The sequence below is a fragment of the Mycobacterium riyadhense genome, from assembly GCF_963853645.1.
GTDB classification, from domain to species: Bacteria; Actinomycetota; Actinomycetes; order Mycobacteriales; family Mycobacteriaceae; genus Mycobacterium; species Mycobacterium riyadhense.
In genome coordinates this window covers 2,824,508-2,851,416 of sequence record NZ_OY970456.1, presented here as the reverse complement: position 1 = coordinate 2,851,416, position 26,909 = coordinate 2,824,508, and the positions used below count along the sequence as shown (strand labels likewise).

Sequence of the window (26,909 nt, the reverse complement as noted above, 5' to 3'; positions counted from 1 at the left end):
AAAGATTATATACTGATCGCCAGATTCTAGACGCCTGCAGGCATCAGTCGCACAAGCGCTGCGACGGCACCTTCGGCTGGTTGATGACTTTCACGTCACGCCCGGCGCCGGCCGCCATCGTGGCGGCCTCACCACGAGCCAGGGCCACCGTCGCGACGATGACCAGCACCGCTGCCGCTATCAGCAAAATCCACTCTGGACCATTGGCTTCCAGCGTCTCCTTGAGGACGGTGATCCCCAGCACGGTGGCCACCACCGGCTTTGCGACGGTAATCGCCGGCAGGGACGCGGTCAGCGCGCCGGCGCGAAACGCGGACTGCTGAAAGATCATCCCGGCCAGCCCGGCGAGCACCCAGGCGTACAGCTCGGGCGCATGCAGCAAGTTGCCTACGCCAGTGTGGAGAACCTCGACGAGACCTTTGGTCAGCACCGCGAACAGCGCCAACGACGAACCCGACACCACCGCCAGCAGCACCGCCGCGGCCGGACGATCCGACCAGATCCGGGCGCCCAGCACACACAACCCCAATGCCGGACCCATCACCAAGGCCACCACGATCCAAGCTGTCGGCGAGCCACGGGAGTGGCCGGCCGTCGGGTCGCCGGACGTGATGACCGTCGCCAATGCCCCCACCAGCAATACCGCCCACATCCACTCCCGGCGGGTTATCCGATGACTGGCCAGCCGCGCGTAGATGGGTAAGGCGAACAGCAGCACCGTCACCTGCAATGCCGTGACCAACATGACCGAGCCCCTGTCGAGGGCCGCAGCAAGCAGACAGTAACTAGCGACGTCGCCGACACCGCCCAGCCACCACCGGGTGTTGCGCACCAACATGCCGAACAGCGTCAAGTGGCCAACCGGTCCGTCGGTGACCTCCTGCGCGGACCGCTGACGGATCACGTTTCCGATCGCGGCCGCCAGCGCGGCGCACAGAGCGAGAATCGCCGCGATATCGGTATTCGACATGGGTGGCCTCCTCGCCGACGTCCGACCCGGAAGCCGTTACGCACGCGCTATTCACCTGCGCTTCTTCCGCGGTTCGTCTTGTGTGCACAGAATGCTCAGCCGCCCGCGCGGTGAAACCTCCTCAATTCCTACCTGAACTATCTAGGCATGCGCTGTGGGCAGGCTGTCGAGCTTCAAAGCGGAAACTTGGTGCCGGTGAGCTGCTCGGAAAGCTCCCAAAGTGCGGCGGCGCTGGCTGCGCGCTTCGCCAGCAGGCTACGCCAGATCGACTGGGTGCGGCCGTACAGGCCGAATCGCGGACCGACGAACGTGTCGCCCGGCAGATCCTGCGACACCGCGTACAACGTCTGCCGGGCGCCGAAGTCGGCATCCGTTGACACAACACGGTCGGCGGCCAGTACCACCGCGTCGGTCAACTTGCGCCCCGAGCGGCCTTGCAGGTTGGTGTGCGACCAGCCGGGGTGGGCGGCCAGCGCGCGCAGCGAAGAGCCAACGGCGTCGAGACGCAACTGCAGCCCACTGGTAAACAGCAGGTTGGCGAGCTTCGACTGGCCGTAGGCCAGCCACCTCGAATAGGGCCGGGACTGCCAGTTCAGGTCTTTGACGCTGATATAGCCGATCATGTGCAGCAGCGAGGACACCGTCACCACCCGGTCGGTGAGCTTAGGCAGCAGCAGGTTGGTCAACGCGAAATGACCGAGATGATTGGTGCCGATGTGACGCTCGAATCCGTCGGCGGTCAGCGCGAAGTCGGCGGCCATGATGCCTGCGTTGTTGACCAGGATGTCGACCCTGTCGATGCCGTCGGCGAAGCGCCGCACCGAGGACAGGTCCTGCAGGTCAAGTTGGCGCACCTCGACTTGGCCGGTTTTGGGGCCGGCCATGACCGCGGCCGCGGCGTCACCCTTCTCGGTGTCCCGCACCGCGAGGATGACGTGGGCACCGACCCGGGCCAACTCCCGAGCGGTCACCTCGCCCAGTCCACTGTTGGCGCCGGTGACTATGGCGGTGCGTCCCTCGAACGAGGGCAAATCTGCGGCGGTCCAACCGGCCATGCCAGCCACAGTAGCTTCGAAATCGCAACGGGCTTCTGACGTCCTAGATATCGCGCCGAGACTGACGTTTTGCAGGCGCGCTCTCGCACTTTCGCTGCAAATCGTCAGTTTCGGCGAAACTGACACATCCCGCTGGTCTTCTGACGCACAGTTCCGGGCGTGATCTCGCCCACGCGCACGTCGCGGGTATCGTCCCGGGGATGACCAGCGGACGCGCACCTGCGCGCCTCAGTCGGGGGACTTCCGTATGTATTTAGGCGTCATCGTCAACCCGCTCGCACGCAGGAACCGTGCTGCAGCGGGTGATCGCAGCGCCGAACTGCGTCAGATCGTCGGCCCGTGGGGCGAGGTGCACGAAACCGCCTCCGTCGAGGACCTCCGCGGGATCGTGCAGCAACTCAATCCGCGGGTCAGCCACCTCGTGGGCGACGGCGGCGACGGCGCGCTGCACTGGTTGGTCAATGAAACCTGGCAGTGCATCGCCGATCCGGAACGCTGGCCAACGTTCGTGCCCACCAATGGCGGCAGCGTCAACGCTGTCGCACGCAAGGCACGAGTACGCGGCCGGGCCGATGCGATTGTGCGTGCGCTGACGGCCGCTGCCCAGGCGGATCGGCCGCCACCCGAAATGCGCCTCGACACTCTGGAGCTCGACGGCGAAACCGCGGACGGCGCAGCGTTTCATCGCGTCTGTTTTGGGCTGGCCGCCGGAGGTGTCGGCAACCGGTTCTACGACAAGTACTATGCCAACCCCGACCATAACCGGACGGCCGTCGCTCGAACGATTGCTCGCACGTTCGGCGACTACCTAGCCGCCAAAGTTGCTCCCGGCCGCTCCACCAGCAGCAACTATGCATCGCATCTCTTCGCTCCGACGCGCGCCCGCGTGCTCATTGACGGCGAGGAGGTCCCGACGCGAACACACAGGTTGCTGCACGCCGGCGCGATCGACCTCCGGGTCGGCGGTCCGTTTCGGCTCTTCCCCAAGGCTTCCGAGCTTGGTGCGCTGCATTTCCAAGCCGGAGAGACATCACCCTCGAGGATCATCGCGCAGCTTCCCGCGGCGCTGACCAAGGGCACGATCCGCGGTGAACGGGTACGCGACGTCAACGGCAAAGAGATGATCATTGAGGCCGAGGAAGAGCCGCTATCGCCGATCATCGATGGCGAGCGTTTCGTCGGCATCGTCAGGCTTGTGGCCCGCGCCGGGCCGCGCATCCGCATCGCCCAGGTAGGTGCTTGAGGCCAGCCCCAGTGCAGTCAGCGCTGGGCCTGAATGGTGCGTGTGATCTGGGCCGAGAGTTTTGGGTCGCTCAGCAGTTGGTCGATGAGTGCGGCGAGGACCTCTTGTCCGGTGACGCGGGTTAGGCCGATGCGGTCAGCGGCGTCTCGCTGCCAGATGTCGAGGGCTCGGTGTTGGGCGGGTGTGAGGTCGACCGTTCGTCGGACGCTTGTTCGTTGGACGCGTGTTCGTCCGAGGGTCACGGGTTGGGTCGGCGCCGCGGCGATGCGGTCGGAAGCGGAGTTCATGGCGGTGATCTCCTGTCGGCATATCGGATGTCAGTAGGTAGGAATATCAGTATATCCGTAGATCATGAGCGGGTCTGGTTGCGTGCCGAGATTCGGGTGGCGGCGACTGCGGCGCCGGTGGCCGGCCGGCGGATTTATAAGAGCGCTTCAATTCGACGTTGTAGCCAATTGCTACGACTGCTCGCCATCAGGGTTGAATTGAAGTACTCACCGTCAGCTAGTTATTTGCGAACAAACGCTTGATATCAGCCAGAATAATGGCGCAGCTCGCCATGATTGAACCAACTCCTCTCCAATAATCATCGGATACGGAAATACTGAGATCCGCACACCAGTATCACCGTATTTGCTGATAAGACGAACCTAGCTGGTCATACAGCTTGTACTGACTTACTGATAACAGTACCTACTGGCCTCATGAACATCCGATGCCCGGTCGGCATGTCGGCCGGTTAACACAACGGCATCCGCCGCATATATAGGCATATTTACTTGTTCGCCAAATTAACATTGTGAAGTTGATATGCGGTACCTGTAAAATCGCTTATTAGATTTGCTTGAGCTTCGTCAGTAGCGTTACGATTTTCTTGATCAATCGTGTTGACGGAGGTCCCGGGACGACGGACTGGACGAACGGCGACCGACCTGGGAAGGGGACAGGGAATGACTCCTACGATGGAGACCCTCATTGACTACCTGCGGATGTGGGAAGCGCGGAGACCGGACCAAACCCTTTACCGGTTCGTCGATGCCGAGGGCCGCGAGCTCGAGCATTACACCTACCAGACCTTCGCCGAGCGGACGCGCGAGCTGGCCGCCTACCTGTCCGCAGAAGCCGGGCTCCGGCCCGGTGAACGGGCACTGCTGGTCTATCCCCCGGGTCTGGAGATGGTGGCGGCATTCTTCGCCTGCGCGCGCATCGGGGTAGTCGCGGTACCGGTCAGCGCTCCATTGCCCATGGCCTTCGAAGCGGGACTGGCCAAGCTCAGCTTCATCGCGCGCGACTGCCAGGCCAAGGCAGTGCTGTCGACCAAGCAGTTCGAGTACGACTACCGCCAGCTGCTCGGCTTCAAGGAAGCGCAAGGCGCGCTGCCCTGGCCCGAGGCCGAGCGCCTCCCGGAATTGCCCTGGTTTGCGACCGACGGCACGCAGGACTTTGGCGGCGCCCCCGTGGCGGACACTCCCGACTCGGTGCTCTTCCTGCAGTACACGTCCGGCTCCACCAGCGATCCCAAGGGCGTGATCGTCAGCCACGCCAACGTCATCGCCAACGCCTCGGCCTTGAACGGTGACGAAGTAGCGGTCAGCTGGCTCCCCCAGCACCATGACATGGGTTTGATATCGGCCTACCTGTTCGTGTTGGTGGGCGGCGGGACTACACATGCGATGTCGCCGGCCGACTTTCTCCAGCGACCGTCGGCGTGGCTACGGCTCATCAGCGACGTGCGCGCAACCCACAGCCCCGCGCCGAACTTCGCCCTGGAGTACTGCCTACGGGAGGACAAGCTGCCCACGTCCGAGCTGGCCGGGATCGACCTGAGCAGCCTCGACAGCATTGTCGTCGGAGCAGAGCCCCTGCGAGCCAAGACCTTTACGCGCTTCCGGCAGCGCTTCGCTCCTTACGGTCTGCGGCCCGATGCGTTGACCGGCGCTTTCGGCTTGGCCGAAAACACCCTGGCCGTGTCCATCCGGGGGCGTCAGACGCTGACTCTGAACAAGCGAGCGCTAGAGCAGAATCTCGCGCGCGTCGAAAAGGCATTGCCCGACAACAACAATCAGGCCCCGCTGGTGAGTTGCGGCAAGCCCGTTGCCGGAAACGTGGTCCGCATCGTCGATCCCCAATCGAGGCGGGCCTTAGGCGAGGGCCGGATCGGCGAGATTTGGCTGGACGGACCGTCCAAGGGCGGTGGCTACTGGCACCGCCCCGACGTTACCGCGGAGGTCTTCGGAGCTCGCGTCGCAGGCGATGACCAACACACCTACCTACGAACCGGGGATCTCGGCTTCCTGTACGAAGGCGAACTGTTCGTCTGCGGTCGGACCAAAGATCTGATCATCGTCCGTGGCGTCAACTGCTACCCCTCGGACATCGAGGCCATCGTGGGGCAGGCCGCGCAGGTGCGCGACGGCTGCGTCGCCGCCTTCTCGGTCGAGGGCGAGGAACATGAAGTGCCGGTCGTGGTCGCCGAGGTGCGAGACGAACACGCTCTCCCAGATGGAAGAGCCCTGGCGCGAGCGATCCGCAGGCACTGCCATGTCGATCCGCACACCATCGTGTTCGTGCCGTCGCACAGCGTTCCGAAGACTACGTCGGGAAAGATCAGGCGCGCGCAAACACGCAAGCTCTGGCTGGACGGGAAACTGTCCGTGGTGGCGAGCTACACCCACCAAAGCCCCGAAACGCCGGACGCCAGCGCGGGTCCGCTGGAACGTTTCCGCTACCTCATCGACAGCTACGATCTGACCGGTCAGGAGGACTACTCGTTCGCGGATCTCGGGATCGACTCGCTGGCCTTGGCCGAGCTGCGCGCCGACATGCAGGCGTTGCTGGCAGAGCATGGCGCCGGGGCGGTGGCCGAGGAGGTCAACACGCGCCTGCTGCAGCGGCTGACAGTCGCCGAGTTCTTCCGGCTGATGCGGCAATTCGGCAGCGGGTCTGGCGAGTGCGGGCAGCCGTTGGATGCCCTGCGGCAGGCGCTCGATCGAATTTCCACCGATTACGCGGAATACGAGACCACGCAGATGCGCGCCGACACACAGCTGCCGCTGCCGGCGATCCCAGCAGCGCGAGCCGGCGCGTCCAGCGACATCCTGCTGACCGGCGCGACCGGGTTCCTGGGACCGTTCCTGCTGAGCAGCCTGCTCGGACAGACTTCCTACACCGTCCACGCGCTGGTCCGCGCCACGGATGAGGCGCACGGCCTGGACCGGATCGTCGCCTCGCTGCGCCGGGCTCAGCTATGGTCCCCGGCGCTCGAAGCCGAGGCCCGGGCGCGGGTTCGGATCGTCTGCGGGGACCTGGCTGAGCCTCACCTGGGAATCGGCGAGGCGGCGTTCCAGCGACTGGCCGAGACCGTCGATGCCATCGTCCACAACGGCGCCCTGGTCAATTACGTCCGGACCTACGACGCGTTGCGGCCGGCCAACGTGGCCGGCACGTGGGAACTCTTGCGCCTGGCGATGACCGCCCACCGGAAGACCTTCCACCTGGTCTCCAGCACCTTCATCTATGGCTGGAGCACCAAGCCGGTCGTCGGGGAGTCCTACGCGAACCCGGAAATGAGTGGCCTGGACTTCGGTTACTCGCAGACCAAGTGGGTCGCCGAGCAGCTGGTGCTGGCCGCGCAGCGGCAAGGACTCGACGTGCGCATCTACCGCCCCTCACTCATCTCCCCCACTAGCTCGGGTTTTGGCAGCCAGGACGACATCTTGGTGCGCCTCACGGCGTTCATGATCGAGCACGGCGTGGCCGTCAGCGCGCTCAACCAAATCAGCCTGCTGCCGGCGGACCTGATCGCGGATCACATCGTTGCGCTGATGGCACTGCCGGCCGAGGCGGGCACTGTTTTCAACATGACCGCGGATGGCTACTACAACCTCATGAACATCACGCGGCTGTTGTCCGAGCGCTACGGCTACCGCTTCACCTACTACGACATCCCGGGTTTCGCTGAGCAGATGAACCTCAGGTGTGGGCCCCGCGACCCGCTTTATCCGCTGGTCGATTTCCTCACCCGCTCGGCAGACAAGATCGCGGCGATGCGGGACAAGCGCTACGACAACGCTCAGTACCGGCAGGCGCGTGCGCTGGCCGAGGTCCGGCTGCGCGAGCCGGCCCTGACCGACACGGTCGACGACCTGGTGCGGTTCCTGCAGCGCGAGGGTCTGATCACTGAGGAGACCGAGGAGGCGCAATCCATTGCATAGCGACTCCGAAGGGGAGGTTCGCCATGTTCACCGTGGATGACCGGGCAGCGGGTCCGCATGACGCCTCGCCCGATCACGAGCGGATCGTCCTGCAGGCGCGTGACGTCGAGTTCGATTGGGCGAAGCTGCCGTTTTATTACGTGCCCAACGAACCCTTCGCCACCCATTTCTGCAACGTCTTACACCTGCTGTTGCCGGCAGGCGAGGAGTTCATCGTCGAAGTGTTCAAGAAGGCGCTGCCGCTGATCAAGGACGACCAACTGCGGCGGGACGTGCAGGGCTTCATCAGCCAGGAGGCGATGCATTCCCAAGCGCACTCGGGTGTGCTCGAGCACTTCGCGGCCAAGGGAATTGACGTTGCGCCCTTCACGAGCCAGATCGCCTGGCTGTTTCGGAGGCTCATCGGCGACCGGCCCCGATGGAGCCCACGCCGACGGCAGAGCTGGTTGGCAGAGCAGGTGTCAATCGTGGCGGCCATCGAGCATTACACCGCCATCCTGGGTGAATGGATCCTCGACACCCCACAACACGACGCCCTCGGCACCGACCCGGTGATGCTGGACCTGCTGCGCTGGCACGGCGCAGAGGAAGTCGAACACAAGGCGGTCGCCTTTGACACCATGAAGCATCTGCGTGCCGGGTACTGGCGGCAGGTGCGCACCCAGCTGCTGGTGACACCGGCGATGCTGTGGTTGTTCATCCGCGGCGTGCGATTCATGTACTCGGTGGACCCATACCTGCCGCCGGGGACCAAACCGCGCTGGCGGGACTTTTTCGACGCCGCGCGCCGGGGTTTGGTGCCCGGGCCGCTGGAATTCGTACGGGTCATTGGCGCCTACTACACGCCGAGTTTCCATCCGTCCCAGCTGGGCGGGGTGGGACGCGCCGTCGACTACTTGGCCAGGTCGCCTGCCGCCCGAGCGTCTCACTGAGCGTCGAGGACAACCCGCGCCGGCGACGATGCAGAACCAAGTGATGAGGAGGAGCGCGCCATGGTCACCCATACCATTGTCGCGTCGGACGGCGTGCCCCTTGCCGTCCACGCCTACACCGAGATCGACAAGCGGCGCCCGACCATCCTGGCCGTGCACGGCTATCCGGATAACCACCAGGTGTGGGACGGGGTGGCGGACGAACTCGGTCAGCGCTGCAGTGCGCAATACCATGCCAAATACAACTTTGTGGCCTACGACGTGCGCGGGTCCGGCGAATCAGGGTCTCCGGCTGACCGATCGGGATACCAACTTCCCCAACTGATTTCGGATATCGGCACGGTAATCGACAGCCTGGGGGTGGACCAGGTCCACCTGTTGGGCCACGACTGGGGCTCGGTCCAATGCTGGACGGCGGTCACCGACGACTCGGTGCTGGGCAGGATCGCCTCCTTTACGTCGATCTCTGGGCCGCACCTGAACTATGCGGGCAGATTTCTGCGGTCACCGCGGACACCTCGCGCGGCGGTCGATGTCGCCAAACAGATCCTGGCGTCGTCGTACCTCTGGTTCTTCCTATGCCCGGGTGCGCCCGAGGTGGCGATCCGGTCCGGGGCGACTGTGAAAGTTATTGAGGCGGTTGGACGTATCGGCCGATCAAGCCGTCACAGCCAACGTCGTGCGGTGCCCCGGTCGATCGATGACTACCTCAATGGGCTCAACCTATACCGCGCCAACATCCCCGCGCCGATTCTGGCGCCGCCACCGGTGCTACCGCAGACACGCGTCCCGATGCAGGTGCTGGTGGCGCGCAAAGACTTTTTCGTGTCGCCTGCCCTACAGCGGTTCACCGGGTCAATTCCCGTCCGCAGCAGGGTCATTCCCATCGAAGGCGGGCATTGGGTGGTGAGCTCGCGTCCCGACGTCATCGCCCGGCTCACCAGCGAGTGGGTCGACCTGGTCGGCGAGGGAGCGGCTCCGGCGGGAGAGAACGTCATCGGCACCGGCCCCCGCGACGTGCGAGGAAAACTCGCGCTGGTCACCGGGGCGGGCGCCGGGATCGGCCGGGCCACCGCGGTGGAGCTGGCCCGTCAGGGTGCGCGTGCCGTCGTGATCGTCGACCGAGACCTCGCCGGTGCCAACGAAACCGCGGAGGCCGTTCGGGCGGCCGGAGCCGAGGCAGCGGTCTACCAAGTCGACGTCAGTGATGAAACGGCGATGAACAACCTTGCCGCACAAGTGCACAACAAACATGGTGTGGTTGACATCCTGGTGAACAACGCCGGCATCGGAATAGCGGGAGGGTTCCTGGAAACGACGTCGGCGCACTGGGACGCCATCATGGGGGTCAATATTCGCGGCGTCATCCACGGCAGCCGGGCCTTCGGCGCCGAGATGGTCGAGCGCGGCCAGGGCGGAACGATCATCAACGTGTCGTCGGCCGCAGCGTATGCGCCTTGGAGAGCGCGGAAGGCCATGGTTGCCTACGGCACCACGAAGGCGGCGTTGCTTGCGTTGAGCGAGTCGTTGCGCGCCGACTTCGCCGACGAAGGCATCGCGGTCTCGGCGGTGTGCCCAGGTTTCGTCAACACCACTATCGCCAATGACACCCCGGAGGCCACCGCCGAGGCGATAGTCAAGGCTGTCCGGACCGGCCGGGCGGTGTTGCCGATCGCCGCCGAGTCCAGGATCGGCTATGCGCTGCGCCGCATCAGTCCATCGCCGGTTCGGCGGTTCGCGCGGCTCGACATTCGACAAAGGTAGGGAAATTCACTGTGTCGCAGACTATTTGGAGCACTCGACCCGCCGACTTGTACGGTCGCCGCAAGCGCGACCGCTGCTACACCGCATTGTGGGGCGTGGGTGTTCTCTTCGGTGGGTTCGCGTCGGCGTCGCGCTGGACGATATCTCGGATAGCGCCGGTGCGGCGGACCAACACCGCGGTGGTCACCAAACGCGAGCTGCTCGCACCCGATGTGGTCGCTTTGACGTTGGCCGATCCCGATGGCGCATTGCTGCCGTCCTGGACGCCCGGCGCGCACATCGATGTTCGACTGCCCTCGGGCCGCCGTCGGCAGTACTCGCTGTGTGGTCCCCCAGGACGGCGCACCGACTACCGCATCGCCGTGCGCCGGATCGACAACGGCGGCGGCGGCTCGATAGAGATCCATGACACCTTCGACGTAAACGACGCCCTGGTATTCGAAGGTCCGCGCAACGCGTTCCATCTCGTCACCGACGAGCACCAGGTGTTGTTCGTGATCGGCGGAATCGGCGTGACGCCGATCCTGCCGATGATTCAGCTGGCTCATCAGCACGGAATCAACTGGCGCGCGGTGTATGCCGGGCGCAGCCGCCAGTACATGCCACTGCTCGACGAGGTGACGGCGGTGGCGCCGGATCGAGTCACCGTGTGGGCCGACGACGAGCGCGGCCGAATGCCCACCGCGGCCGACCTGCTGGCCGACGCCGGGCCGGCAACGGCTGTTTACGTGTGCGGCCCGCCCGCCATGCTCGAGAAGGTACGCACCGCGCGCGACAAACACGCCAACGCACCACTGCACTACGAACGGTTCAGTCCGCCGCCGGTTGTCGACGGTGTCCCCTTCGAGCTGGAACTCGCGCATTCGCAGCGGGTGCTCAGTGTGCCGGCGAACCGATCCGCGCTGGACGTCATGCTCGACCACGACCCCACGACCGCCTATTCGTGCCAGCAAGGGTTCTGCGGCACCTGCAAACTCAAGGTGCTGGCCGGGGAGGTCGATCGCCGAGGGCGCACCGCGGAGGGCGATGACGAAATGCTGGTTTGCGTGTCGCGGGCGAAGAGTGGTCGCGTGGTGATCGACGCCTGAGCGGAAGCGGCGCACACGGCTGGCAGCGAATACCTGCAGGGCGTAGCCCACCGGATGTCAGGACGGTAATCTCTCGTCCGCGGTGATATCGCAACCTATCCGGGAAGGAAAACCCCACATGCGCATCGTCAAGATAGCCATGCTCATCACGGCTGTCGTCCTGATTGGCTGCCCCGCTGTCGCCGCTGCCGCACCGAAGTCCTATTGCGAAAACCTCAACGGCACCGTCAACGGCCAGACGTGTCAGATTCAAGTGTCTGACCCCGCCTACAACATCCAGATCACGCTTCCGAGCTATTACCCCGACCAGAAGTCACTGGAGACCTATGTCACGCAAACACGCGACACCTTCCTAAGTACGGCCAAATCGTCAACGCCGCGCGAGCACCCTTACGAGCTCGACATCACCTCCACCGATTACGGGTCGGCAATACCGCCGCGGGGAACACAAGCCGTGGTGCTCAAGGTCTACCAGAACCTCGGCGGCGCACACCCGCAAATTTCGTACAAGGCGTTCAACTGGGACCAGGCGTATCGCAAGGCCATCACCTTCGACACATTATGGAAACCCGACACCGATCCGTTGCCGGTCGTCTTTCCCATAGTGCAAGCTGAGCTGCAAAAACAGACCGGGCAGCAGGTTTCGATAGCTCCCGCTGCTGGGTTAGACCCCACCAATTACCAGAACTTCGCGATCACCAACGACGGCGTCATTTTCTTCTTCAGCCAGGGCGGGCTGCTGCCTGAATCGGCCGGCGCCACACAAGCATTAGTTCCGCGCACCGCGATCGACCCGATGTTGGCATAGGCCTGAGACAGGTCCCGCCCAATAGGCTGATGTCGTAGACGCTTGCGCTCCTTCGAAAGGTAATGACATGCCCGCACCGTCAACCGAGGTCTTTGACCGCTTGCGCCAGCTGGCCGCGATCAAAGACATCGACGCACGTCAGACCAAGACGATCGATGAGGTCTTCACTGGCAAGCCGCTGACCACGGTCCCAGTCGGCACGGCCGACGACGTGGCAGCTGCATTCGCCGAAGCCCGTGTGGCACAGATTGATTGGGCCAAGCGTCCGGTCGCCCAGAGAGTTGAGGTCATCCGCCGTTATCGCGATCTGGTCATCGAGAACCGCGAGTTCCTTATGGACCTCCTGCAAGCCGAGGCGGGCAAGGCCCGCTGGGCGGCGCAGGAGGAAATCGTCGATCTGATGGCAAACGCCAACTACTACGCACGCGTCGCCGCGGACCTGCTGAAGCCTCGCACGGTGCAGCCGCTGCTGCCGGCGATCGGCAAGACCACCGTTGGCTATCAACCCAAGGGTGTGGTCGGGGTGATTTCGCCGTGGAACTACCCGATGACGCTCACGGTGTCCGACTCCGTGCCTGCACTTCTTGCGGGCAACGCGGTGGTGCTCAAGCCGGACAGCCAGACGCCGTACTGCGCGCTCGCTTGTGCCGAGCTGTTGTACCGGGCCGGCTTGCCACCAGCGCTGTATGCGATCGTGCCTGGTCCGGGCTCGGTGGTCGGCACCGCAATCACCGACAATTGCGACTACCTGATGTTCACCGGCTCGTCGGAAACTGGGAGCCGGCTCGCGGAACACGCGGGCCGTCGGCTCATCGGTTTCTCGGCCGAGCTTGGAGGCAAGAACGCGATGATCGTCGCGCGGGGGGCCAACCTCGACAAGGTCGCCAAGGCGGCCACTCGCGCGTGCTTCTCGAACGCGGGCCAGCTGTGCATCTCCATTGAGCGGATCTACGTGGAGAAGGACATCGCCGACGAGTTCACGAGCAAGTTCGGTGCCGCGGTGCAGAACATGAAGCTCGGCACCGCGTACGACTTCTCGGTGGACATGGGCAGCTTGATCTCGGCAGCTCAGCTGGAGACGGTGTCGGGCCACGTGAATGACGCAACGGCCAAGGGCGCCAAGGTGATTGCCGGCGGCAAAGCTCGACCCGACATCGGGCCGCTGTTCTACGAGCCAACTGTGCTCACCGACGTCACGCCGGAGATGGAGTGCGCGGCCAACGAGACGTTCGGGCCACTCGTCTCGATCTACCCTGTCGCCGATGTGGATGAAGCCGTTGAGAAGGCCAACGACACCGACTACGGGCTCAACGCCAGCGTGTGGGCGGGGTCGGCCGCCGAGGGCCAGAAGATCGCGGCCCGGTTGCGGTCTGGGACGGTGAACGTCGACGAGGGCTATGCGTTCGCGTGGGGCAGCCTCAGCGCCCCAATGGGCGGCATGGGCCTGTCGGGTGTCGGCCGCAGACACGGTCCCGAGGGCCTGTTGAAGTACACCGAATCGCAAACGATCGCGACCGCGCGCGTGTTCAATCTCGATCCGCCCTTTGGCATTCCGGCGACGCTCTGGCAGAAGTCGTTGTTGCCCATCGTGCGCACGGTGATGAAGCTGCCCGGTCGTAGGTGACGCTTCGTCATTCCTTACGGCGGCGGGTAATTGAATACGACCGCCCCGACACCGCTGGGGCTGTTAGAGATATACACCGGCCCCAATGCGAAGGGCATAAGCCCGGTATTCATCGGGACGTTTCCGGTAACAACTGGGCTGTCGGTCGCGGTCGTCGTATACGAATACAGCAGCGTCTGATTGTTATTCGTGGAGATAGAAATAGTTGTTCCCGGAGGAACAATTCCTGAGGTCTGGCCGGTCCCGAGGATAATCCCAGGGATAGTGCCGTGATTGCCACCGGAATCAACAATCGAGGTAACCGGATAGTAGGGTCCGAGGGGGTCGTAGCCGCCGAACTGTACATCCAGGGTGGTGATCGGCGCTCCCGTCACGGAGGTGATGGGAGTGCCCGTGTTGGGACCGAACTGTAGGTAACCCTGGGGAACGTTGATGAGTTCACCCTCATTGAGTTGACCCGGCAACGCAGTAGTCACAACGTTGGCGTGCCCGCCCACATTAGCGTTGATATTCGGGCCGATACCCAATATTCCGTGTCCGCTAGGACCGAACGCATGCCCTGTTGCGATTAGCGTTAGGCCCTGGAGTGATGTCGGAAAGGGCAGGATGCCGACCTGAACACTGGTCGGCGAAGTGACGGCTCCACCTCCGAAATCCACCGTAGTATTGAAATCGGCGTAGAGAATGCCCACCCCATTGCCGTAACGAATGACATTAAACCCGGTGGGCAAGCCGAGGTGCTGTAACCCGATATCCCAGAATGGGACTACAAGGCCAGCGGCTCCGGTGTCAAGCAGCACGGGCACACTCGGTCCGCCATTTATCGAGACATTTACCACCGGAAAGTTACTGTTCATGTACAGCGGGACGGATACGTTTACCGGTGAACCAATTCCAGCTGCCCCGTTATTGCCATACAACCAGCCGCCGATGCCTCCGGGCCCACCAGCTGCGTTGGGGCCGCCTGCACCCCCTGCACCTCCATTGCCGATCAGTCCCGCCGGACCACCGGACCCGCCGACCATCCCAGGCATCGTCTGGGAATAGCCGGTGCCGCCTTTGCCGTACAGGAGCCCACCCGCCCCGCCATTCGGGCGCGCGGCCGTGCCGTCTGTTCCGTTGCCGATCAGCGGACGCCCCAACAACAACTGCGTGGGCCCATTGATCACACCCAACAGGCCCTGCTCAAGGGTCTGCAACGGCGAGGCAGCCGCGGCCTCCGCAGCGATATAGCCTCCAGCCCCCGAGTTCAGCGCCTGCACAAACTGAGCGTGGAACGCGCCGGCCTGCCTGCTAAGCGCCTCAAACTCCCGACCGTGCGCGGCAAATAGCGTCGCCACGGCCGCAGATACCTCGTCGGCACCGGCGGCCAGGAGCCCAGTGGTCGGAACGACGGCCGCCGCGTTCGCCGCTGTCAGCGCCGAATCGATCTCCTGCAAGTCCCCTGCGGCAGATACCAACCACTCCGGAGCCACGATCAGTTGCGACACATCGCCCTTCCCGCCAATCCGAGCCCTGTGCGCATGAAGCTTAGCCAGCCGCCGACTTGGCAACTCGGTTTTGCGCGGCTTGACCTGCCACAGTCCGTCAGGTATGCCAAAACAATGGTCAGCGACTGCGCCGCACAACGCGCTGCGAGGCGCAGTTGGTCGATGAAACATCTTGATATGAAGCCTTTTCGCTGACCACTGCCAGCTCGCCAGGATATCTTGCGCGATTCGAGGTTCTACTATCCTCGCTCGACAGGTGGAGAGGGTTTCATCCGTCAAATCCGCCATTCGGCTGACCCACATGCAGCCAGCGCCCGACGAGAGTGGTTGGGGGCCTCTGACACCGCTATAGCCAAAGAAACCGCGAAACTAACCGGGTGGGAGTGGATCAGCGCCGATAACCGACTGCCTTCACATCGCAGAAAGCACCAAATCAACGAATGTTTCTAACACAGCACCTTCGGTACCACCGATGCGAAACAGCTCGCCCGTGAAAAGTGTTCGAGCGGCAGCCGCCACTCCATGGCAGCCGACCGCCCAAGGGCGGATAAGACGCATCCTGGCGGTGAGCGTAGTGCTCGCGTTGAGCGTCGCATTTTGCGCCGCCGAGGTTTTCGCCCGCGACAAGGTGCGCGCGATGATCATGGACAGCGCGCGACGCACGCTGCACACCACAGCGCTAACCGTCGACATCGGCCCATCACCAATGGTGTTCAACCTGGTGACTGACCGCATCTCAGCGGTGTCCATCGCGGCCAAAGACGCCTCGTTATGTCAGTTTGGCAGCGTTGACATATCAGCCGTACTGCACGACGTATCAGTATTCGGCGGGCCGACCGCTTCACACACCGATGCGACAGTCACCATGAACCTTAACGCGATCCGGCAAGCCCTATCCGAGGCGAACGGTATGGATGCGGCGATGCTGTCGGTGACAACCCACGACGGACTCATCCGCCTGAACGCCGGGCCCACCAGAAAGCTCACCGTCGAGCTTGTCCCCGCACTGGACGGTTCCGACCTGGTCTTCACTATCCGCGCGATGGCAATTGCGGGCCACCCGGTCGATGCCCGGCAGGTCTCGGCATTCAGCCGTGGCGGCAGCATCCAACGCCGCAGAAGCCTTGTCGGTCTACCGCTCGGGCTGACCGCAAAGAGCATCAAAGTCACCGATTCGGCTCTCATGCTCTACCTGACCGGTCGGCGCGCTCAGCTAGCCGTCGCCCCGTCACAACAGTGCCGTGATCACTGATCTGCGTACGCGACGCTGCACTGCCGCCCGACCCAACGAGCTTTGCTAGGCCGATGTCACACACGGGCAGCGGGCCGATGACACCGACGCGAAAATCCGCAACCTCCTCGACGACCACTCCCCGCTTGCCCCGCCCACCAGCACGCGAGCTGGCGGCGTAACCGGACCGCGACGAACAGCAGCTATCACAACAACTGTGATACTGTGAAACTGTGAAGAACATCACCGTCTCTGTTTCCGACGACATCTACCGCCTAGCGAGGATTCGGGCTGCAGAGCTCGGCAAGTCCGTAAGCGCCCTCGTTGCTGAATATCTGAATTCGCTTTCAGAGCGGGAGGCTGAATTCTCCCGGCTTGAGGCAAAGCAGCGGCGGATCCAGAACGAAATACGCCAGTTTCGCGCACGCGAGCGTCTGAGCCGAGACGAAGTCCACGACCGTGCGGTTCATTGACACCAACGTCCTGCTTTATGCGATCTCACGCGACCCAGAAGAGCAGGACAAGGCAAAGTGCGCAAACGAAATCCTGGCCGCCCGCGACCTGGCGGTGTCTGTTCAGGTTCTTCAGGAGTTCTACGTCCAGGCAACGCGCGTGAGCCGACCGGACCCGATTACTCACGAGCAGGCCGTCGACCTGGTGGAGTCGTTTATGCGGTTTTCCGTCGCCCCAACAACAGCCGAGCTAATGCTGGCCGCCTTTACGACATCTCGACGCTTCCGGATCTCGTACTGGGACGCCGCAGTCATCGAGGCCGGCCGCGCTCTCGGTTGTGATGTCGTCCTATCCGAGGACCTAAGCGACAGCGAGGACTACGCCGGCGTACGGGTGGAGAATCCGTTCCGAGCTTAGTCGCACCCAGCAGGCTAAGGGATCTGTTTGAGCCAGTTACGGGCGGAACAAACACCTTATGGTCAGTCATCACATACCGAATGATTCTCTGCGCGTTTGTAATTCACCGCGGAGTTGGGATAGGTCACGTCCATAGGTCATAAATTGACAAAAGCTGGACCGGTTGTCCACCGGTCAAGTGCGCTGCGGCCGTTGACCGCAGCCATCTGGTCGCAATTCGCCCAACACCTGGTCCCCAGCTCAACAAGATGGTCGCAAACGATCGCGACCGCCCGTGTGTTCAATCTCGATCCCCCTCTTGGCATTCCGGCGACACCGTGGCACAAGTCGCCACTACCCATCGTGGGTGGTGAGTTAGGCTCCTCATTGTCAGGGTCACATCGCTCATTAGGAGGCCACCATGGTCGACGGAGACGGACATGAAGCGGAAGACGCCCGTCGGCTACGCGGGTTCACCGCATTCGACAAATTCACGGATCATGAGTTGGAGCGTCTCGTCCGGGTTGCACATCACACTTCACACTCCGTGCCATGGCCGCTGATTCGCGAGCAGACTCCGTCGGACGCTTGCTACATCCTGCTCAGCGGCGAGGTAGGAGTGTACGTCGGTCAAGACCGCATTGCTGTTTTGGGGCCGGGCGAGGTGATCGGCGAATCTGCGCTCCGCCGTGGGAAATTGCGGTCTGCGACCGTAACGACGATCGGGCCGGCCGAGGTGCTGCGCGTCGAGCGCGATGATCTCGCCCCCTTGCTCGACGAGATACCCGCACTGCGTGAAATCATGGAGGCGACTGCCGCCCAACACGTGCCCGTCAGCCCGCTACCGAAGCCAAAACCGCCGCGCTCCAAGGTAAATGCCTCAGTCCCCACGGAGTTGGTCGAGCGGTTCGAACAGGCCGCCGACAGTGCGGGTGTGGGCGCTGCGGCCGCGCTCGAGGACGCGCTCCACCAGTGGCTCGAGCGGAACAGCACGGCGTAGCCGTCGGTTCTGGCGCCGCAGCGGCGTCGCGAGGCTATTCGCCGTAGGCCTGGCATCTACTACCAGGCGTAGTATTAGGCTGTTCCGTCACGCACGAGGAGGTGCACTGTGAGACGGACGGTGGGCTGAGAAACTCCCTTGCCGACCTGCGTAAAGTGCGGTGACTCAACCGGTTAGCCGCTGGCGTCGACGAGGCTCCGCGTCACCAGACGTACGCTGGCGGACATGGCAACCGAATCCGCAATGCTCGACCTCGGCACCCCAGCGCCGCCGTTTGCGCTCCCCGAGCCGGCCACCGGCGCCACGATCGGCCTTGACGAGCTGACAGGTCCCGCGCTGGTCGTCACCTTCATCTGCAACCACTGCCCGTACGTCCAACATGTCGCCGACGGGCTCGCTCAGCTTGGTCGAGACCTGAGCGACCGAGGCGTCGCTATGGTCGGCATCTCGAGCAATGACGTCGTCACCTACCCGCAGGATGGACCCGATCAGATGGTCGCCGAGGCCCGCCGTCACGGTTGGACGTTCCCGTACCTCTACGACGAGACCCAGGACGTTGCCCGCGCCTTCTCCGCGGCCTGCACACCGGACACGTTCGTATTCGACGGTGAACGCCGACTCGTCTACCGAGGCCAACTCGACGACTCCCGCCCCGGCAATGGCTTACCGGTGACGGCCACTGATGTGCGGGTCGCGGTCGACGCCGTTCTTACCGGGCGGCCGGTTGACCCCAACCAGCGGCCGTCGATCGGGTGCAGCATCAAGTGGCGTCAAGGCCCCGCCTAGCGCCCAGTGATTTCGCTAGTAGTCGAGCTTCATCGGAACGTCTCGTCGAACAGGTCGAGCATGGCCCGCCACGACCGCTCGCTGGCGATTGGATCGAACCGCAGCCCGGGGACCCCGATGCTATCGACGTCTGGATGAGTGAAACTGTGCTGGGCGCCGCCGTAGAGGTTCATCCGCCAGTCCACCCCGGCCGCGCGCATCTGCTCTTCAAACATCATCCGCTCACCGACCGAGATCAGCGGATCCTCAGCACCAATGCAGACGAGAACCTTGGCGGTAATGTTTGCCGCGTCCAGTGGACGCGGCGTGGCCAGCCGGGGATGGAAACCGACGACCACCGCGAGGTTGGTTCCGGCGCGGGCCAGTTCCAACACCAGATACCCGCCGAAGCAGTACCCGATGGCGGCGACCTTCGTTGGCTCCGTACGAGGCTGGTCGAGCAGTATGTCCAGGCCCGCGCGGGCCAGCTCACGGGTGCGCTCCGGATCATGCCAAAGCTCGTCAAGGCGGGCCATCATGGCTTCCCGGTCAGTCATCGCCACCCCGCCGCCTTGATAGTCGAGTGCGAACGCCACGTAGCCGAGCTCTGCAAGATGATCCGCTCGGAGGCGTTGGTGCTCGTCCAGACCTGGGCCCTCGTGGGCAATGAGAACCGCGGGACGCTTGCCGTCGCCCTCCGGTACGGCAAGCCGACCGACCATGGTTTTGCCGTCGGCCTGATATTCGATGTCCGTCACCGTCGTCATAACTGACTGTCTATCAGGTAAGGAAAACGTCGGGCGCGCAGCGTTCACCGCTCGTGAACACCCGCATCGCGATGTCTACGCAAAATCAACGTGATTCAAGCAACGCGAGGCTCTATTTCTTTGTCACGGCGCTCATCAATTGACCGAGATGTGCCAGTGCGGCGGCGTATTCATGTTCCAGCGGTGTCCCGTAGCCGATGACGATTCCCTCGGTGTGCTGACCTGTCCCATGCCAGAAGGGGGCTAAGCCGGTGAGAGCGACCTTGCGCTGCTGCGCTGCGGCAATCACATCGGCCTCCGAAATATGTTCGGGCAGTGAGACGACGGCATGGAGCCCGGCGGCGATTCCATGGATCGACACCGCTGGTGCGTAGCGCCCGAGGGTCGCGATGAGCGCGTCGCGCCGATTCCCGTAACGGCGGCGCATCCGTCGGATGTGTCGGTCGAGAGCCCCCGACTCGATCAACTCCGCGAATGCCAACTGCGCCAGTACATCGGTGCCACGGTCGGCTCGGCGTTTGGCTTCGATCACCGCGTCGACTAGGTCGTTGGGTAGCGCCAACCAGCCCAGGCGGAGCCCGGGAGCCAGGCTCTTGCTGGCACTGCCCGCGTAGATGACGTGCTCGGGCGCGAGTCCCTGCAAAGCGCCGACGGGATGGCGGTCGTAACGGAACTCGCCGTCGTAGTCGTCTTCGACCAGATACACGCCCCGTGTGGCGGCGATCCGCGCGAACTCGGTGCGCCTGGCGGGGTCCAGCGTCGCGCCCAGCGGGGCCTGGTGCGCGGGGGTCAGGACAGCGGCGGCGGCAGCTTTGGTGAATCCCTCCGGCCGGGCACCGCTGCGATCGACGTCGAGTGGAACCACGGCGAGTCCGCTGGCGTCCGCGATTGCGCGATGATCGGGAAGGCAGGGATTCTCAAGGGCGATCGACCGGGCGCCGCCGGTGGCCAGCGCGTCACACACCAACCGCAACCCCTGCGTGAACCCACTGCAGATCACGATGCGCTCGCTGGTGGTGAGAACCCCGCGGACCCGACCCAGGTAGTTGGCGAGTAACGCGCGCAGGCGCGGAGATCCGCGTGGGTCTGCCGGACCAAGCTCGGAGTGCGCCGTGGTCTGCAGGGCTCGCCGCAGCGCGCGCAGCCATTCGGCGCGGGGGAACATGCTGATGTCGGGGCGACCCAGGCGGAAATCGGCGACGACGGGCGCGGCGACGGGTTCTACGGCGACTCTTGTCGGGACGTGCGGCCCGCGAGCCACTTCGGTCGCCGCGCCGGGCCGGGTGCGCAGGTATCCCTCGGCCGCCAGTTGGGAATAGACCTCGACGACGGTTCCGCGTGCGAGCCCGAGCTGTGCGGCGAGCGCACGCGAGGACGGCAACCATTCGCCCGGGGCGAGACGCCCGTCGCGGATAGCTTGTCGCAGAGCGCCTTCCAGCGCCGAACGTCGACCGCGTCCAGGTGGAAGATCGAGGTGCAGGTCGATTCCGCCGGGCCCACTGGTCCACGAATCTGCCATAGAATTGGACCTTACAGATGAACCGGTGCTTTCCGTAGCGTCGAAGGCGTGATGGTTCCTGCACCAGGGAGTTGCGAGACGGTTGATGTAGACAACCGGCGTCTTGACCGCACGGCGAGTTTGACCGCCCAGCTCAACGCCGCCCAACGCGCCGCGGAAACGTTGCGACCACCGGCCCGTCGCCTCCTCGACGACCCCTACTCGCGTCATTTCGTCGAACACCCCGCGTTGCGAGCCATCCTGGCCCACCCGCGTTCGGCCGACGTCGCACTTCGCGTAGCCGACCGTATGTGGGGCGGACTGCACGCCCACATCGCACTTCGAGTGCGTTACGCCGACGATGCGTGCGCAGCCGCCATCAGCGATGGCGTGGACCAACTCGTCCTGCTCGGCGCCGGCTTCGATACCACCAGCCTGCGGCGTGCCACCGCGCCGGTGCGGGTCTTCGAGGTCGACGCTCCAACCACCCAAGCCCGCAAGCGCCCAGTGATCGAGCGGCTGTTACCGCCTCACCGTCGCCACCAAACGGTCTGGGTGCCATGCGATTTCGAATATGACGTACTGCGCGAACGGCTTCTCGATAGCGGGTTCGACCCGACCGGGGCAAGCCTGGTCATCTGGCTGGGGGTCACTCCGTATCTCACCCGTGCCGCCATCGACGCGACGCTTAGCGACCTCGCCCAGATCTGTACGCCCGGCAGCCGTCTGGTCGTCGACTACATCTGTGCCGGCGTCGTCGCTGCACGCACCCGATGGAAAAGCGCGAGCCGCGTTGCCCGCATGGTGGCCCGGCGCGGCGAACCGTACCGCAGCGATTTCACCGAGGCCGGCCTGAACGAAATGCTGACCGCGCACGATTTCCAGCCTCGCGAGCATCTAAGTGTCTCCGCGCTGCTGAGGCGTTACGACCCCGCGAACGAAAGCCGATTGGCATCCGACGACTGGCTCGCTATCGCCACCGCGCTACGCAGCTGATAACGGTCTGGGCCCCCGTGGCATGACCCGTCGGATTCCCTGAGGCGTTTGATGCTGCCGCCGCGCTCGCGAGTGTCGGCATCGGCCCACCATCTTGATCCTCGCTGACGTAGTGGGATTCCGCCCCGCCATCTCGATACCGTTGGCACTCGAGACTAGCGGGGTGCTTCTGGAGGAAGCCGCCGCTTCACCTCAACCGTGCGAAGGAGCCATCCCATGACCACCACGGCTGACGCCGTCATCGTTGGCGCAGGAATCGTCGGCTCCGCCACGGCTCTGGAGCTGGCGCGGCGCGGAGTCGACGCGCTCGTACTCGACAAGGCCGGTGCCGCCGGCATGGGATCGACAAGCGCGTCCAGCGCCCTCATCCGGTTCAGCTACTCGACGTGGGAGGGTGTCGCGGCTTCCTGGGAGTCGAAGTTCCGCTGGGAGGAGTGGGAAGAGTACCTAGGCTACCGAGACCCCAACGGAATGGCGCGATTTCATCGATGCGGCAAGATTCTTCTCGACGTCCCGCTCATCCCACGGCAACGAATGATCGAACTGTTTGACCGGGCAGGTATCCCATACGAGGTGTGGGACGCCGAAACGCTCGCGAAGCGCGTGAAGGGCATTGATACCGGTTCCTTCTACCCGCCCAAGCCGGTCGATTCCGATGAGTTCTTCGAAGACCCGCATGGCGACCTCGGGGCGCTGTACAACCCCGACGGCGGATACGTTGACGACCCACGCTTGGCCGCTGCCAACCTCGCAGCGGCGGCCGCGCACCGGGGCGCGCGCTTCGCGTTCCGCCGCCGGGTCATGTCGATAGATCGCGTTGGTGACGTGTGGCGCGTCACGATCGATGGACACGAACCGGTCGAGGCACCCGTGCTCGTGAACGCGGCCGGGCCATGGTCTAGCGCCATCAACAAGATGGTCGGCGCCACAAGCGATTTCAGGATCAAGGTCGCCCCAATGCGCCAGGAGGTTCACCAGGTGCGGGCGCCTGCATCGCTGCGGGAGCCGGACGCCGAGTTCCCCGCGATCGGCGACTTGGACCTGGGCATCTATACGCGGCCCGAATCGGGAGGCAACATGCTGGTCGGCGGCACCGAGCCGGAGTGCGATCCGCTCGAGTGGATCGACGACCCCGATGCGGCCAATCTGAACCCGACCGTCGAGCGGTACGAGGCTCAGATCACCCGAGCCGCACGGCGCTTTCCGGAGTTGACCGTTCCGAACCGACCCAACGGCATTGCCGGCGTTTACGACGTCGCCGAGGATTGGACGCCGATCTACGACAAGACGGCGCTGCCGGGGTTCTACGTCGGGATCGGCACCAGCGGGAACCAGTTCAAGAACGCCCCGATCGTCGGCTCCATCCTGGACCGGATCATCGACGCCGTTGAAAACGGCCACGACCACGACGGCGACCCGGTCCACTACACGTGTACGCACACAGGGCACGACCTCAACCTCGGGGCCTTTTCACGTAAGCGAGAACGCAACCCAGATTCCTCCGGCACGGTAATGGGATAGCCCCGAAACTCCCTCAGCGATGCGCCAATTCGGTCGGGGTTTTCCAGCTGACCAATGTGACACCGCCGGGGAAAGTCATCGGTGGTGCAGCCGGGCTAAACCCGGAGATCATTCGGCCGTCGGGGAACAGGCGGCGGCCAGCGCCCTGGACGACGGGGTGGATGAACAAACGGTACTCATCGATCACACCCGCGGCGATCAAGGTGTGGTCTCGACTGAGCCGTCGAGGGTTGCGTTCTGCGTGATGATCAGTGAGCGCATATATCAAGGTTGACTCGACAACGATGGAACATTCATCGCCGGTATGGGCTCCGCAGCGTGTCGCGGCTAGTCCGGGTTGGCTTTGAGCCATCCCAGCACCTGCTGGGCATGCTCGTCGGGCGGAAAGACTGGGTAGAACGCGTGCTCGATCAGCCCGCCACGGACGATTAGTGTCAGTCGCTTGTAGAGCGTGGACCCGCCGGCTTCGAAGGTGGGCAGCCCGAGCTCTGTGGCGAGCTTTAGCGTCGGGTCGGAGAGCATCTCGAAGGGCAGCTGCAGCCTTTCGACCGCTTCTTGCTGGTAATCGCTTCCTTGGCTGGACAACCCGAATACACGTGTAGCACCGGCGTTTAGAAGTTCCCTGTAGTGATCGCGGAAGCCGCACGACTCGGGAGTGCAACCACGCGCCCCGGGAATCGACGCCCAGCCCTCGGGCGAAGCGGCGCCGGGGCGACCGATTTTGGGATAGGCGTAAATCACGGTGCGACCTATCCCCAATGCGCCGATGGCGATCATCTCGCCCGCGGTGCTCGCCAGTGCCAGGCGGGGAACGACTCGGCCCGGAAGATGGTCTGCCGCTCCATCATCCACGGGTGCGGGTGGGGGCGGGCTCACTAAGTCCATTAGCTGTTCTCCTCCGGGCAGACCGACTCCGTGGGATGATCGCCACGCTCAGTCTTCCATGATCGGTTCGCGGGGAGGCTAGGAATTGCGAGGACGGCCGCTACCGGCGCGAGTGCCGCAATTCCGAACATGGTCGGATAACCCGCTGCCGCGATCACGGCGCCGAACACGGGGCCGGAGAGCGAGCCAATTAGCAGCTGCCCCATGCTTTGAACCCCAAGCGCTCGTCCACTAAAGCGTGTCCCCGCGTATTCCACCACCGCGGTCACCGTCAGCCCGTTGTCGGCAACACTGAGGATCGCGAGCGCCACGACGCACGGGATGGCAAGTTTGAGACCTGCCGCTTCGGCACTGACCAAGATGATCATGCATACCGTGACCGAGATCGCGATCTGCCGGATGGGCCTTGTTCTAGATCCGGTCACATCTGACCAACGTCCCGCCACCACGCGACCCAGAGCGCTCAGCAACTGAGTCGCTGCGACAAGAAGACCCGCGTCCACCGCCGCCCAGCCTTGGTCGGACCGTAGCCAGGCGAACATGAACGTCCAGACGATCGCTTGGGGCACGGTGAGCAGCATGCCCGACAAATGGATCCGCTGAAGATACTTGGAACCATCCTTGTATGGATTTTTTGGGTGTACGGAGCTTTGTCCGGGGGGCTGCTGCACTGGGTCTGGGAATAACAGACAGAGGCAACCAACGCAGCCGCATATGAACGCGGGCGCGAGCAGTGCGTGCCCTGGCCCGATCGAGTCGGCGAGGGGCGGGAGCAGCACCGCCGCTAGCGCATTGCCCAGGGGTTGAGCTGTTTGACGCACGCCCATGGCCTTTCCTCGTTGCGAGGCAGGGAAATGCCCCGCGACCAGTCGACCGGTCGCCGTGTTCACCGATGCTGCGGCAGCGCCCCCGAGAAACAAGAGAAGCCACAATTGGCGGTACTCGGCTACAGACGAGGCGACGGCGTAGGCGGACGCTGCCACGATGAACCCTAAAACGCTTGGGATCCGTTCTCCGTGCTCGTCGATAACCCAACCCCACGGAACCAAGGCGAACATCATGCCCAGAGCGGGAGCGCCTGCCAGCCCTCCCGCCGCGGCAAGCCCCATCCCGTGGCTCGTCCACGTCGGGATGAGGAACGTCGGAGCGATCGTCAGGGTATGGGCGGTCAACGCTGCGAGCGTTCCCAGCGCGAGTGCAGCGTGCTTAGACGAACGCCTTAACGACACGTGCTCCCCTCAGAAGAGGGGATATCGCGCCAATTCATAGCCACCCCAGCCTGTTTGGGCTTAGCGAACCGCACGTCGGACATCACTTCCTCGTGCGTGCGGACGGGGTCGTGCCGCCACGACTCGAGCCAGTCCCGGTCGATTTCCGACAGATGGCCGAACTTCAAACCGGGGTAATCGGCCGGGAGTGAGGCGGTGGTGGGCACGGGGAGCACGTCGCCATACAAACGGCCCGCCCACAGGTCCCCGCTCTCGTCAAGCGGCCGGACGTGTCGTTTGTCCAAAAGCCCGGCGACAGGCAGGTGCGTCGGAGTGCGCAGGCTGTTCTCTGCCCCAGGCAGGTCGTGCCGCGCGACCCAGTCCACGATGGAGTCTTGCCGGTCGTTCAGCTCGTGGTCGGCGAAGGCTGTGGTCATGACGACCGGTATGGCGATTCCGCCGGCGGCGCGATATGCGAGCAGCGCATCAAACCTCTGCCTCAACTGGTTCGGTGTGTCGAATGCGCTGACGGAGACGCGCAGCTCCGCTCCGACGCCGGCCAGGCCGTGCGCTACCTCGCTTCGAATCGGTGTGAAGCACTTCGTCACGAACACTACGAACCGGTCTGTCTCCCGGATGATTTCGGCCAGCTGGAGAGCTTTCGGCCAATTCCATGAGGCATCGCTGTTCCAGCCGTTTCTCAGGAATCGTTGTGTCGCAGCGAGATAGCTAAGGTCCGCGAGCAAGACGCTTCGGTCGATGATGTTCTCCACGCGTACCGCGAAGTCGAACCCATTTTGGTACGCGGCTTTAGCGGCAAAACAGCTTCCATAGCACGTTTGGGCCAGGCTGAGGCAGCCTCGGTACAAGTCCGTGGTGATGCTGTCGAATGGGAGGCCACCGGCGCGTCCCGCGCGGACCACATCGGGGTCGGGCACCCGCAGAGCACCCTCGCCGCGCATGACGCGCGCACTCTCCGCCACCGTTCGTCGCACGTGAGC

The 26,909-nt window shown here is 64.0% G+C and carries 23 protein-coding genes and 2 pseudogenes; 15 read left to right on the top strand and 10 right to left on the bottom strand.

Annotated elements, in window-relative coordinates:
• Positions 1-43: 43 nt before the first annotated feature.
• Positions 44-970: a DMT family transporter gene (locus AADZ78_RS12815; protein WP_085250802.1), complete on the bottom strand. Its 927-nt coding sequence runs from the start codon at positions 968-970 to the stop codon at positions 44-46.
• A 173-nt stretch (positions 971-1,143) separates the two neighbouring features.
• Positions 1,144-2,025 carry an oxidoreductase gene (locus AADZ78_RS12810; RefSeq protein WP_085250801.1) on the bottom strand — a complete coding sequence of 294 codons (882 nt, stop codon included), beginning with the start codon at positions 2,023-2,025 and terminating at the stop codon, positions 1,144-1,146.
• Between the two features lie 247 nt (positions 2,026-2,272).
• On the opposite strand from AADZ78_RS12810, the gene AADZ78_RS12805 reads away from it, so the two are divergent.
• On the top strand, positions 2,273-3,268 hold the full coding sequence (locus AADZ78_RS12805) for a diacylglycerol kinase family protein (RefSeq protein ID WP_085250800.1): 996 nt from the start codon (positions 2,273-2,275) through the stop codon (positions 3,266-3,268).
• Positions 3,269-3,285: 17 nt separating this feature from the next.
• Here the strand turns inward: AADZ78_RS12805 and AADZ78_RS12800 are convergent, their stop codons facing one another.
• Positions 3,286-3,555: a hypothetical protein gene (locus AADZ78_RS12800; RefSeq protein WP_085250799.1), complete on the bottom strand. Its 270-nt coding sequence runs from the start codon at positions 3,553-3,555 to the stop codon at positions 3,286-3,288.
• A 675-nt stretch (positions 3,556-4,230) separates the two neighbouring features.
• On the opposite strand from AADZ78_RS12800, the gene AADZ78_RS12795 reads away from it, so the two are divergent.
• From AADZ78_RS12795 to AADZ78_RS12770, 6 genes are all read left to right on the top strand, one after another.
• Positions 4,231-7,482 (top strand): thioester reductase domain-containing protein, encoded by a 3,252-nt coding sequence (locus AADZ78_RS12795; RefSeq protein WP_085250798.1) that lies wholly within the window; start codon positions 4,231-4,233, stop codon positions 7,480-7,482.
• A gap of 23 nt (positions 7,483-7,505) precedes the next feature.
• Positions 7,506-8,414, top strand: a complete 909-nt coding sequence (locus AADZ78_RS12790; RefSeq protein WP_085250797.1) for a metal-dependent hydrolase — start codon at positions 7,506-7,508, stop codon at positions 8,412-8,414.
• Between the two features lie 60 nt (positions 8,415-8,474).
• Complete coding sequence (locus AADZ78_RS12785; protein ID WP_085250796.1) at positions 8,475-10,178, top strand: SDR family oxidoreductase; 1,704 nt, start codon at positions 8,475-8,477, stop codon at positions 10,176-10,178.
• An 11-nt stretch (positions 10,179-10,189) separates the two neighbouring features.
• Positions 10,190-11,266 carry a PDR/VanB family oxidoreductase gene (locus tag AADZ78_RS12780; RefSeq protein WP_085250795.1) on the top strand — a complete coding sequence of 359 codons (1,077 nt, stop codon included), beginning with the start codon at positions 10,190-10,192 and terminating at the stop codon, positions 11,264-11,266.
• Between the two features lie 118 nt (positions 11,267-11,384).
• Positions 11,385-12,074 (top strand): esterase, encoded by a 690-nt coding sequence (locus AADZ78_RS12775; RefSeq protein ID WP_085250794.1) that lies wholly within the window; start codon positions 11,385-11,387, stop codon positions 12,072-12,074.
• 67 nt (positions 12,075-12,141) lie between these two features.
• The gene (locus tag AADZ78_RS12770) at positions 12,142-13,698 is read left to right on the top strand and encodes a succinic semialdehyde dehydrogenase (protein ID WP_085250793.1); all 1,557 of its coding nucleotides are present in this window, start codon (positions 12,142-12,144) and stop codon (positions 13,696-13,698) included.
• Positions 13,699-13,712: 14 nt separating this feature from the next.
• Here AADZ78_RS12770 and AADZ78_RS12765 read toward each other — a convergent pair whose 3' ends face one another.
• A complete protein-coding gene (locus tag AADZ78_RS12765) occupies positions 13,713-15,188 on the bottom strand; it encodes a PecA family PE domain-processing aspartic protease (protein ID WP_085250792.1) in 1,476 nt (491 codons plus the stop codon).
• Between the two features lie 565 nt (positions 15,189-15,753).
• On the opposite strand from AADZ78_RS12765, the gene AADZ78_RS12760 reads away from it, so the two are divergent.
• The 6 genes and pseudogenes from AADZ78_RS12760 to AADZ78_RS12740 all read left to right on the top strand — a co-directional run bounded on the left by AADZ78_RS12760 (position 15,754) and on the right by AADZ78_RS12740 (position 19,054).
• Positions 15,754-16,440: an LmeA family phospholipid-binding protein gene (locus tag AADZ78_RS12760; RefSeq protein ID WP_169726308.1), complete on the top strand. Its 687-nt coding sequence runs from the start codon at positions 15,754-15,756 to the stop codon at positions 16,438-16,440.
• Positions 16,441-16,652: 212 nt separating this feature from the next.
• The gene (locus tag AADZ78_RS12755) at positions 16,653-16,892 is read left to right on the top strand and encodes a hypothetical protein (RefSeq protein ID WP_139828735.1); all 240 of its coding nucleotides are present in this window, start codon (positions 16,653-16,655) and stop codon (positions 16,890-16,892) included.
• Entirely contained in the window at positions 16,879-17,289 is a 411-nt protein-coding gene (locus tag AADZ78_RS12750; protein ID WP_085250790.1) for a PIN domain-containing protein, read from the top strand. Before AADZ78_RS12755 ends, AADZ78_RS12750 begins: the two co-directional genes overlap by 14 nt.
• A gap of 252 nt (positions 17,290-17,541) precedes the next feature.
• A pseudogene (locus AADZ78_RS29045) lies at positions 17,542-17,712 on the top strand (hypothetical protein); the annotation flags it as partial.
• Positions 17,690-18,268, top strand: coding sequence for a Crp/Fnr family transcriptional regulator (locus AADZ78_RS12745; protein ID WP_085250789.1), 579 nt, complete (start codon positions 17,690-17,692; stop codon positions 18,266-18,268). The pseudogene AADZ78_RS29045 and the gene AADZ78_RS12745, both read left to right, overlap by 23 nt.
• Positions 18,269-18,493: 225 nt before the next feature.
• Positions 18,494-19,054 carry a thioredoxin family protein gene (locus AADZ78_RS12740; RefSeq protein WP_085250788.1) on the top strand — a complete coding sequence of 187 codons (561 nt, stop codon included), beginning with the start codon at positions 18,494-18,496 and terminating at the stop codon, positions 19,052-19,054.
• A gap of 29 nt (positions 19,055-19,083) precedes the next feature.
• Here AADZ78_RS12740 and AADZ78_RS12735 read toward each other — a convergent pair whose 3' ends face one another.
• Both AADZ78_RS12735 and AADZ78_RS12730 read right to left on the bottom strand, forming a co-directional pair.
• Complete coding sequence (locus AADZ78_RS12735) at positions 19,084-19,800, bottom strand: dienelactone hydrolase family protein (protein ID WP_085250787.1); 717 nt, start codon at positions 19,798-19,800, stop codon at positions 19,084-19,086.
• A gap of 112 nt (positions 19,801-19,912) precedes the next feature.
• Positions 19,913-21,286, bottom strand: coding sequence for a PLP-dependent aminotransferase family protein (locus AADZ78_RS12730; RefSeq protein ID WP_085250809.1), 1,374 nt, complete (start codon positions 21,284-21,286; stop codon positions 19,913-19,915).
• Between the two features lie 84 nt (positions 21,287-21,370).
• Here AADZ78_RS12730 and AADZ78_RS12725 point away from each other — a divergent pair, with 84 nt between their 5' ends.
• Both AADZ78_RS12725 and AADZ78_RS12720 read left to right on the top strand, forming a co-directional pair.
• Complete coding sequence (locus tag AADZ78_RS12725) at positions 21,371-22,294, top strand: class I SAM-dependent methyltransferase (protein WP_085250808.1); 924 nt, start codon at positions 21,371-21,373, stop codon at positions 22,292-22,294.
• A gap of 216 nt (positions 22,295-22,510) precedes the next feature.
• Positions 22,511-23,815 (top strand): NAD(P)/FAD-dependent oxidoreductase, encoded by a 1,305-nt coding sequence (locus tag AADZ78_RS12720; RefSeq protein ID WP_085250786.1) that lies wholly within the window; start codon positions 22,511-22,513, stop codon positions 23,813-23,815.
• A 13-nt stretch (positions 23,816-23,828) separates the two neighbouring features.
• Here the strand turns inward: AADZ78_RS12720 and AADZ78_RS29040 are convergent, their stop codons facing one another.
• From AADZ78_RS29040 to AADZ78_RS12700, 4 genes and pseudogenes are all read right to left on the bottom strand, one after another.
• The gene (locus AADZ78_RS29040) at positions 23,829-24,017 is read right to left on the bottom strand and encodes a dihydrofolate reductase family protein (RefSeq protein WP_372510564.1); all 189 of its coding nucleotides are present in this window, start codon (positions 24,015-24,017) and stop codon (positions 23,829-23,831) included.
• A gap of 125 nt (positions 24,018-24,142) precedes the next feature.
• A pseudogene (locus AADZ78_RS12710) lies at positions 24,143-24,676 on the bottom strand (peroxiredoxin); the annotation flags it as partial.
• Positions 24,677-24,699: 23 nt separating this feature from the next.
• Complete coding sequence (locus tag AADZ78_RS12705; protein WP_169726307.1) at positions 24,700-25,872, bottom strand: MFS transporter; 1,173 nt, start codon at positions 25,870-25,872, stop codon at positions 24,700-24,702.
• A 47-nt stretch (positions 25,873-25,919) separates the two neighbouring features.
• Positions 25,920-26,846, bottom strand: coding sequence for a hypothetical protein (locus AADZ78_RS12700; protein ID WP_239656738.1), 927 nt, complete (start codon positions 26,844-26,846; stop codon positions 25,920-25,922).
• Positions 26,847-26,909 lie beyond the last annotated feature (63 nt).

Excerpts from the sequence above, each read along its gene's own strand:
- AADZ78_RS12815 (WP_085250802.1), bottom strand. The coding sequence starts at position 970 with ATGTCGAATACCGATATCGCGGCGATTCTCGCTCTGTGCGCCGCGCTG.
- AADZ78_RS12810 (WP_085250801.1), bottom strand. The coding sequence starts at position 2,025 with ATGGCCGGTTGGACCGCCGCAGATTTGCCCTCGTTCGAGGGACGCACC.
- AADZ78_RS12805 (WP_085250800.1), top strand. The coding sequence starts at position 2,273 with ATGTATTTAGGCGTCATCGTCAACCCGCTCGCACGCAGGAACCGTGCT.
- AADZ78_RS12800 (WP_085250799.1), bottom strand. The coding sequence starts at position 3,555 with ATGAACTCCGCTTCCGACCGCATCGCCGCGGCGCCGACCCAACCCGTG.
- AADZ78_RS12795 (WP_085250798.1), top strand. The coding sequence starts at position 4,231 with ATGGAGACCCTCATTGACTACCTGCGGATGTGGGAAGCGCGGAGACCG.
- AADZ78_RS12790 (WP_085250797.1), top strand. The coding sequence starts at position 7,506 with ATGTTCACCGTGGATGACCGGGCAGCGGGTCCGCATGACGCCTCGCCC.
- AADZ78_RS12785 (WP_085250796.1), top strand. The coding sequence starts at position 8,475 with ATGGTCACCCATACCATTGTCGCGTCGGACGGCGTGCCCCTTGCCGTC.
- AADZ78_RS12775 (WP_085250794.1), top strand. The coding sequence starts at position 11,385 with ATGCGCATCGTCAAGATAGCCATGCTCATCACGGCTGTCGTCCTGATT.
- AADZ78_RS12770 (WP_085250793.1), top strand. The coding sequence starts at position 12,142 with ATGCCCGCACCGTCAACCGAGGTCTTTGACCGCTTGCGCCAGCTGGCC.
- AADZ78_RS12745 (WP_085250789.1), top strand. The coding sequence starts at position 17,690 with ATGGTCGACGGAGACGGACATGAAGCGGAAGACGCCCGTCGGCTACGC.
- AADZ78_RS12740 (WP_085250788.1), top strand. The coding sequence starts at position 18,494 with ATGGCAACCGAATCCGCAATGCTCGACCTCGGCACCCCAGCGCCGCCG.
- AADZ78_RS12735 (WP_085250787.1), bottom strand. The coding sequence starts at position 19,800 with ATGACGACGGTGACGGACATCGAATATCAGGCCGACGGCAAAACCATG.
- AADZ78_RS12725 (WP_085250808.1), top strand. The coding sequence starts at position 21,371 with ATGGTTCCTGCACCAGGGAGTTGCGAGACGGTTGATGTAGACAACCGG.
- AADZ78_RS12720 (WP_085250786.1), top strand. The coding sequence starts at position 22,511 with ATGACCACCACGGCTGACGCCGTCATCGTTGGCGCAGGAATCGTCGGC.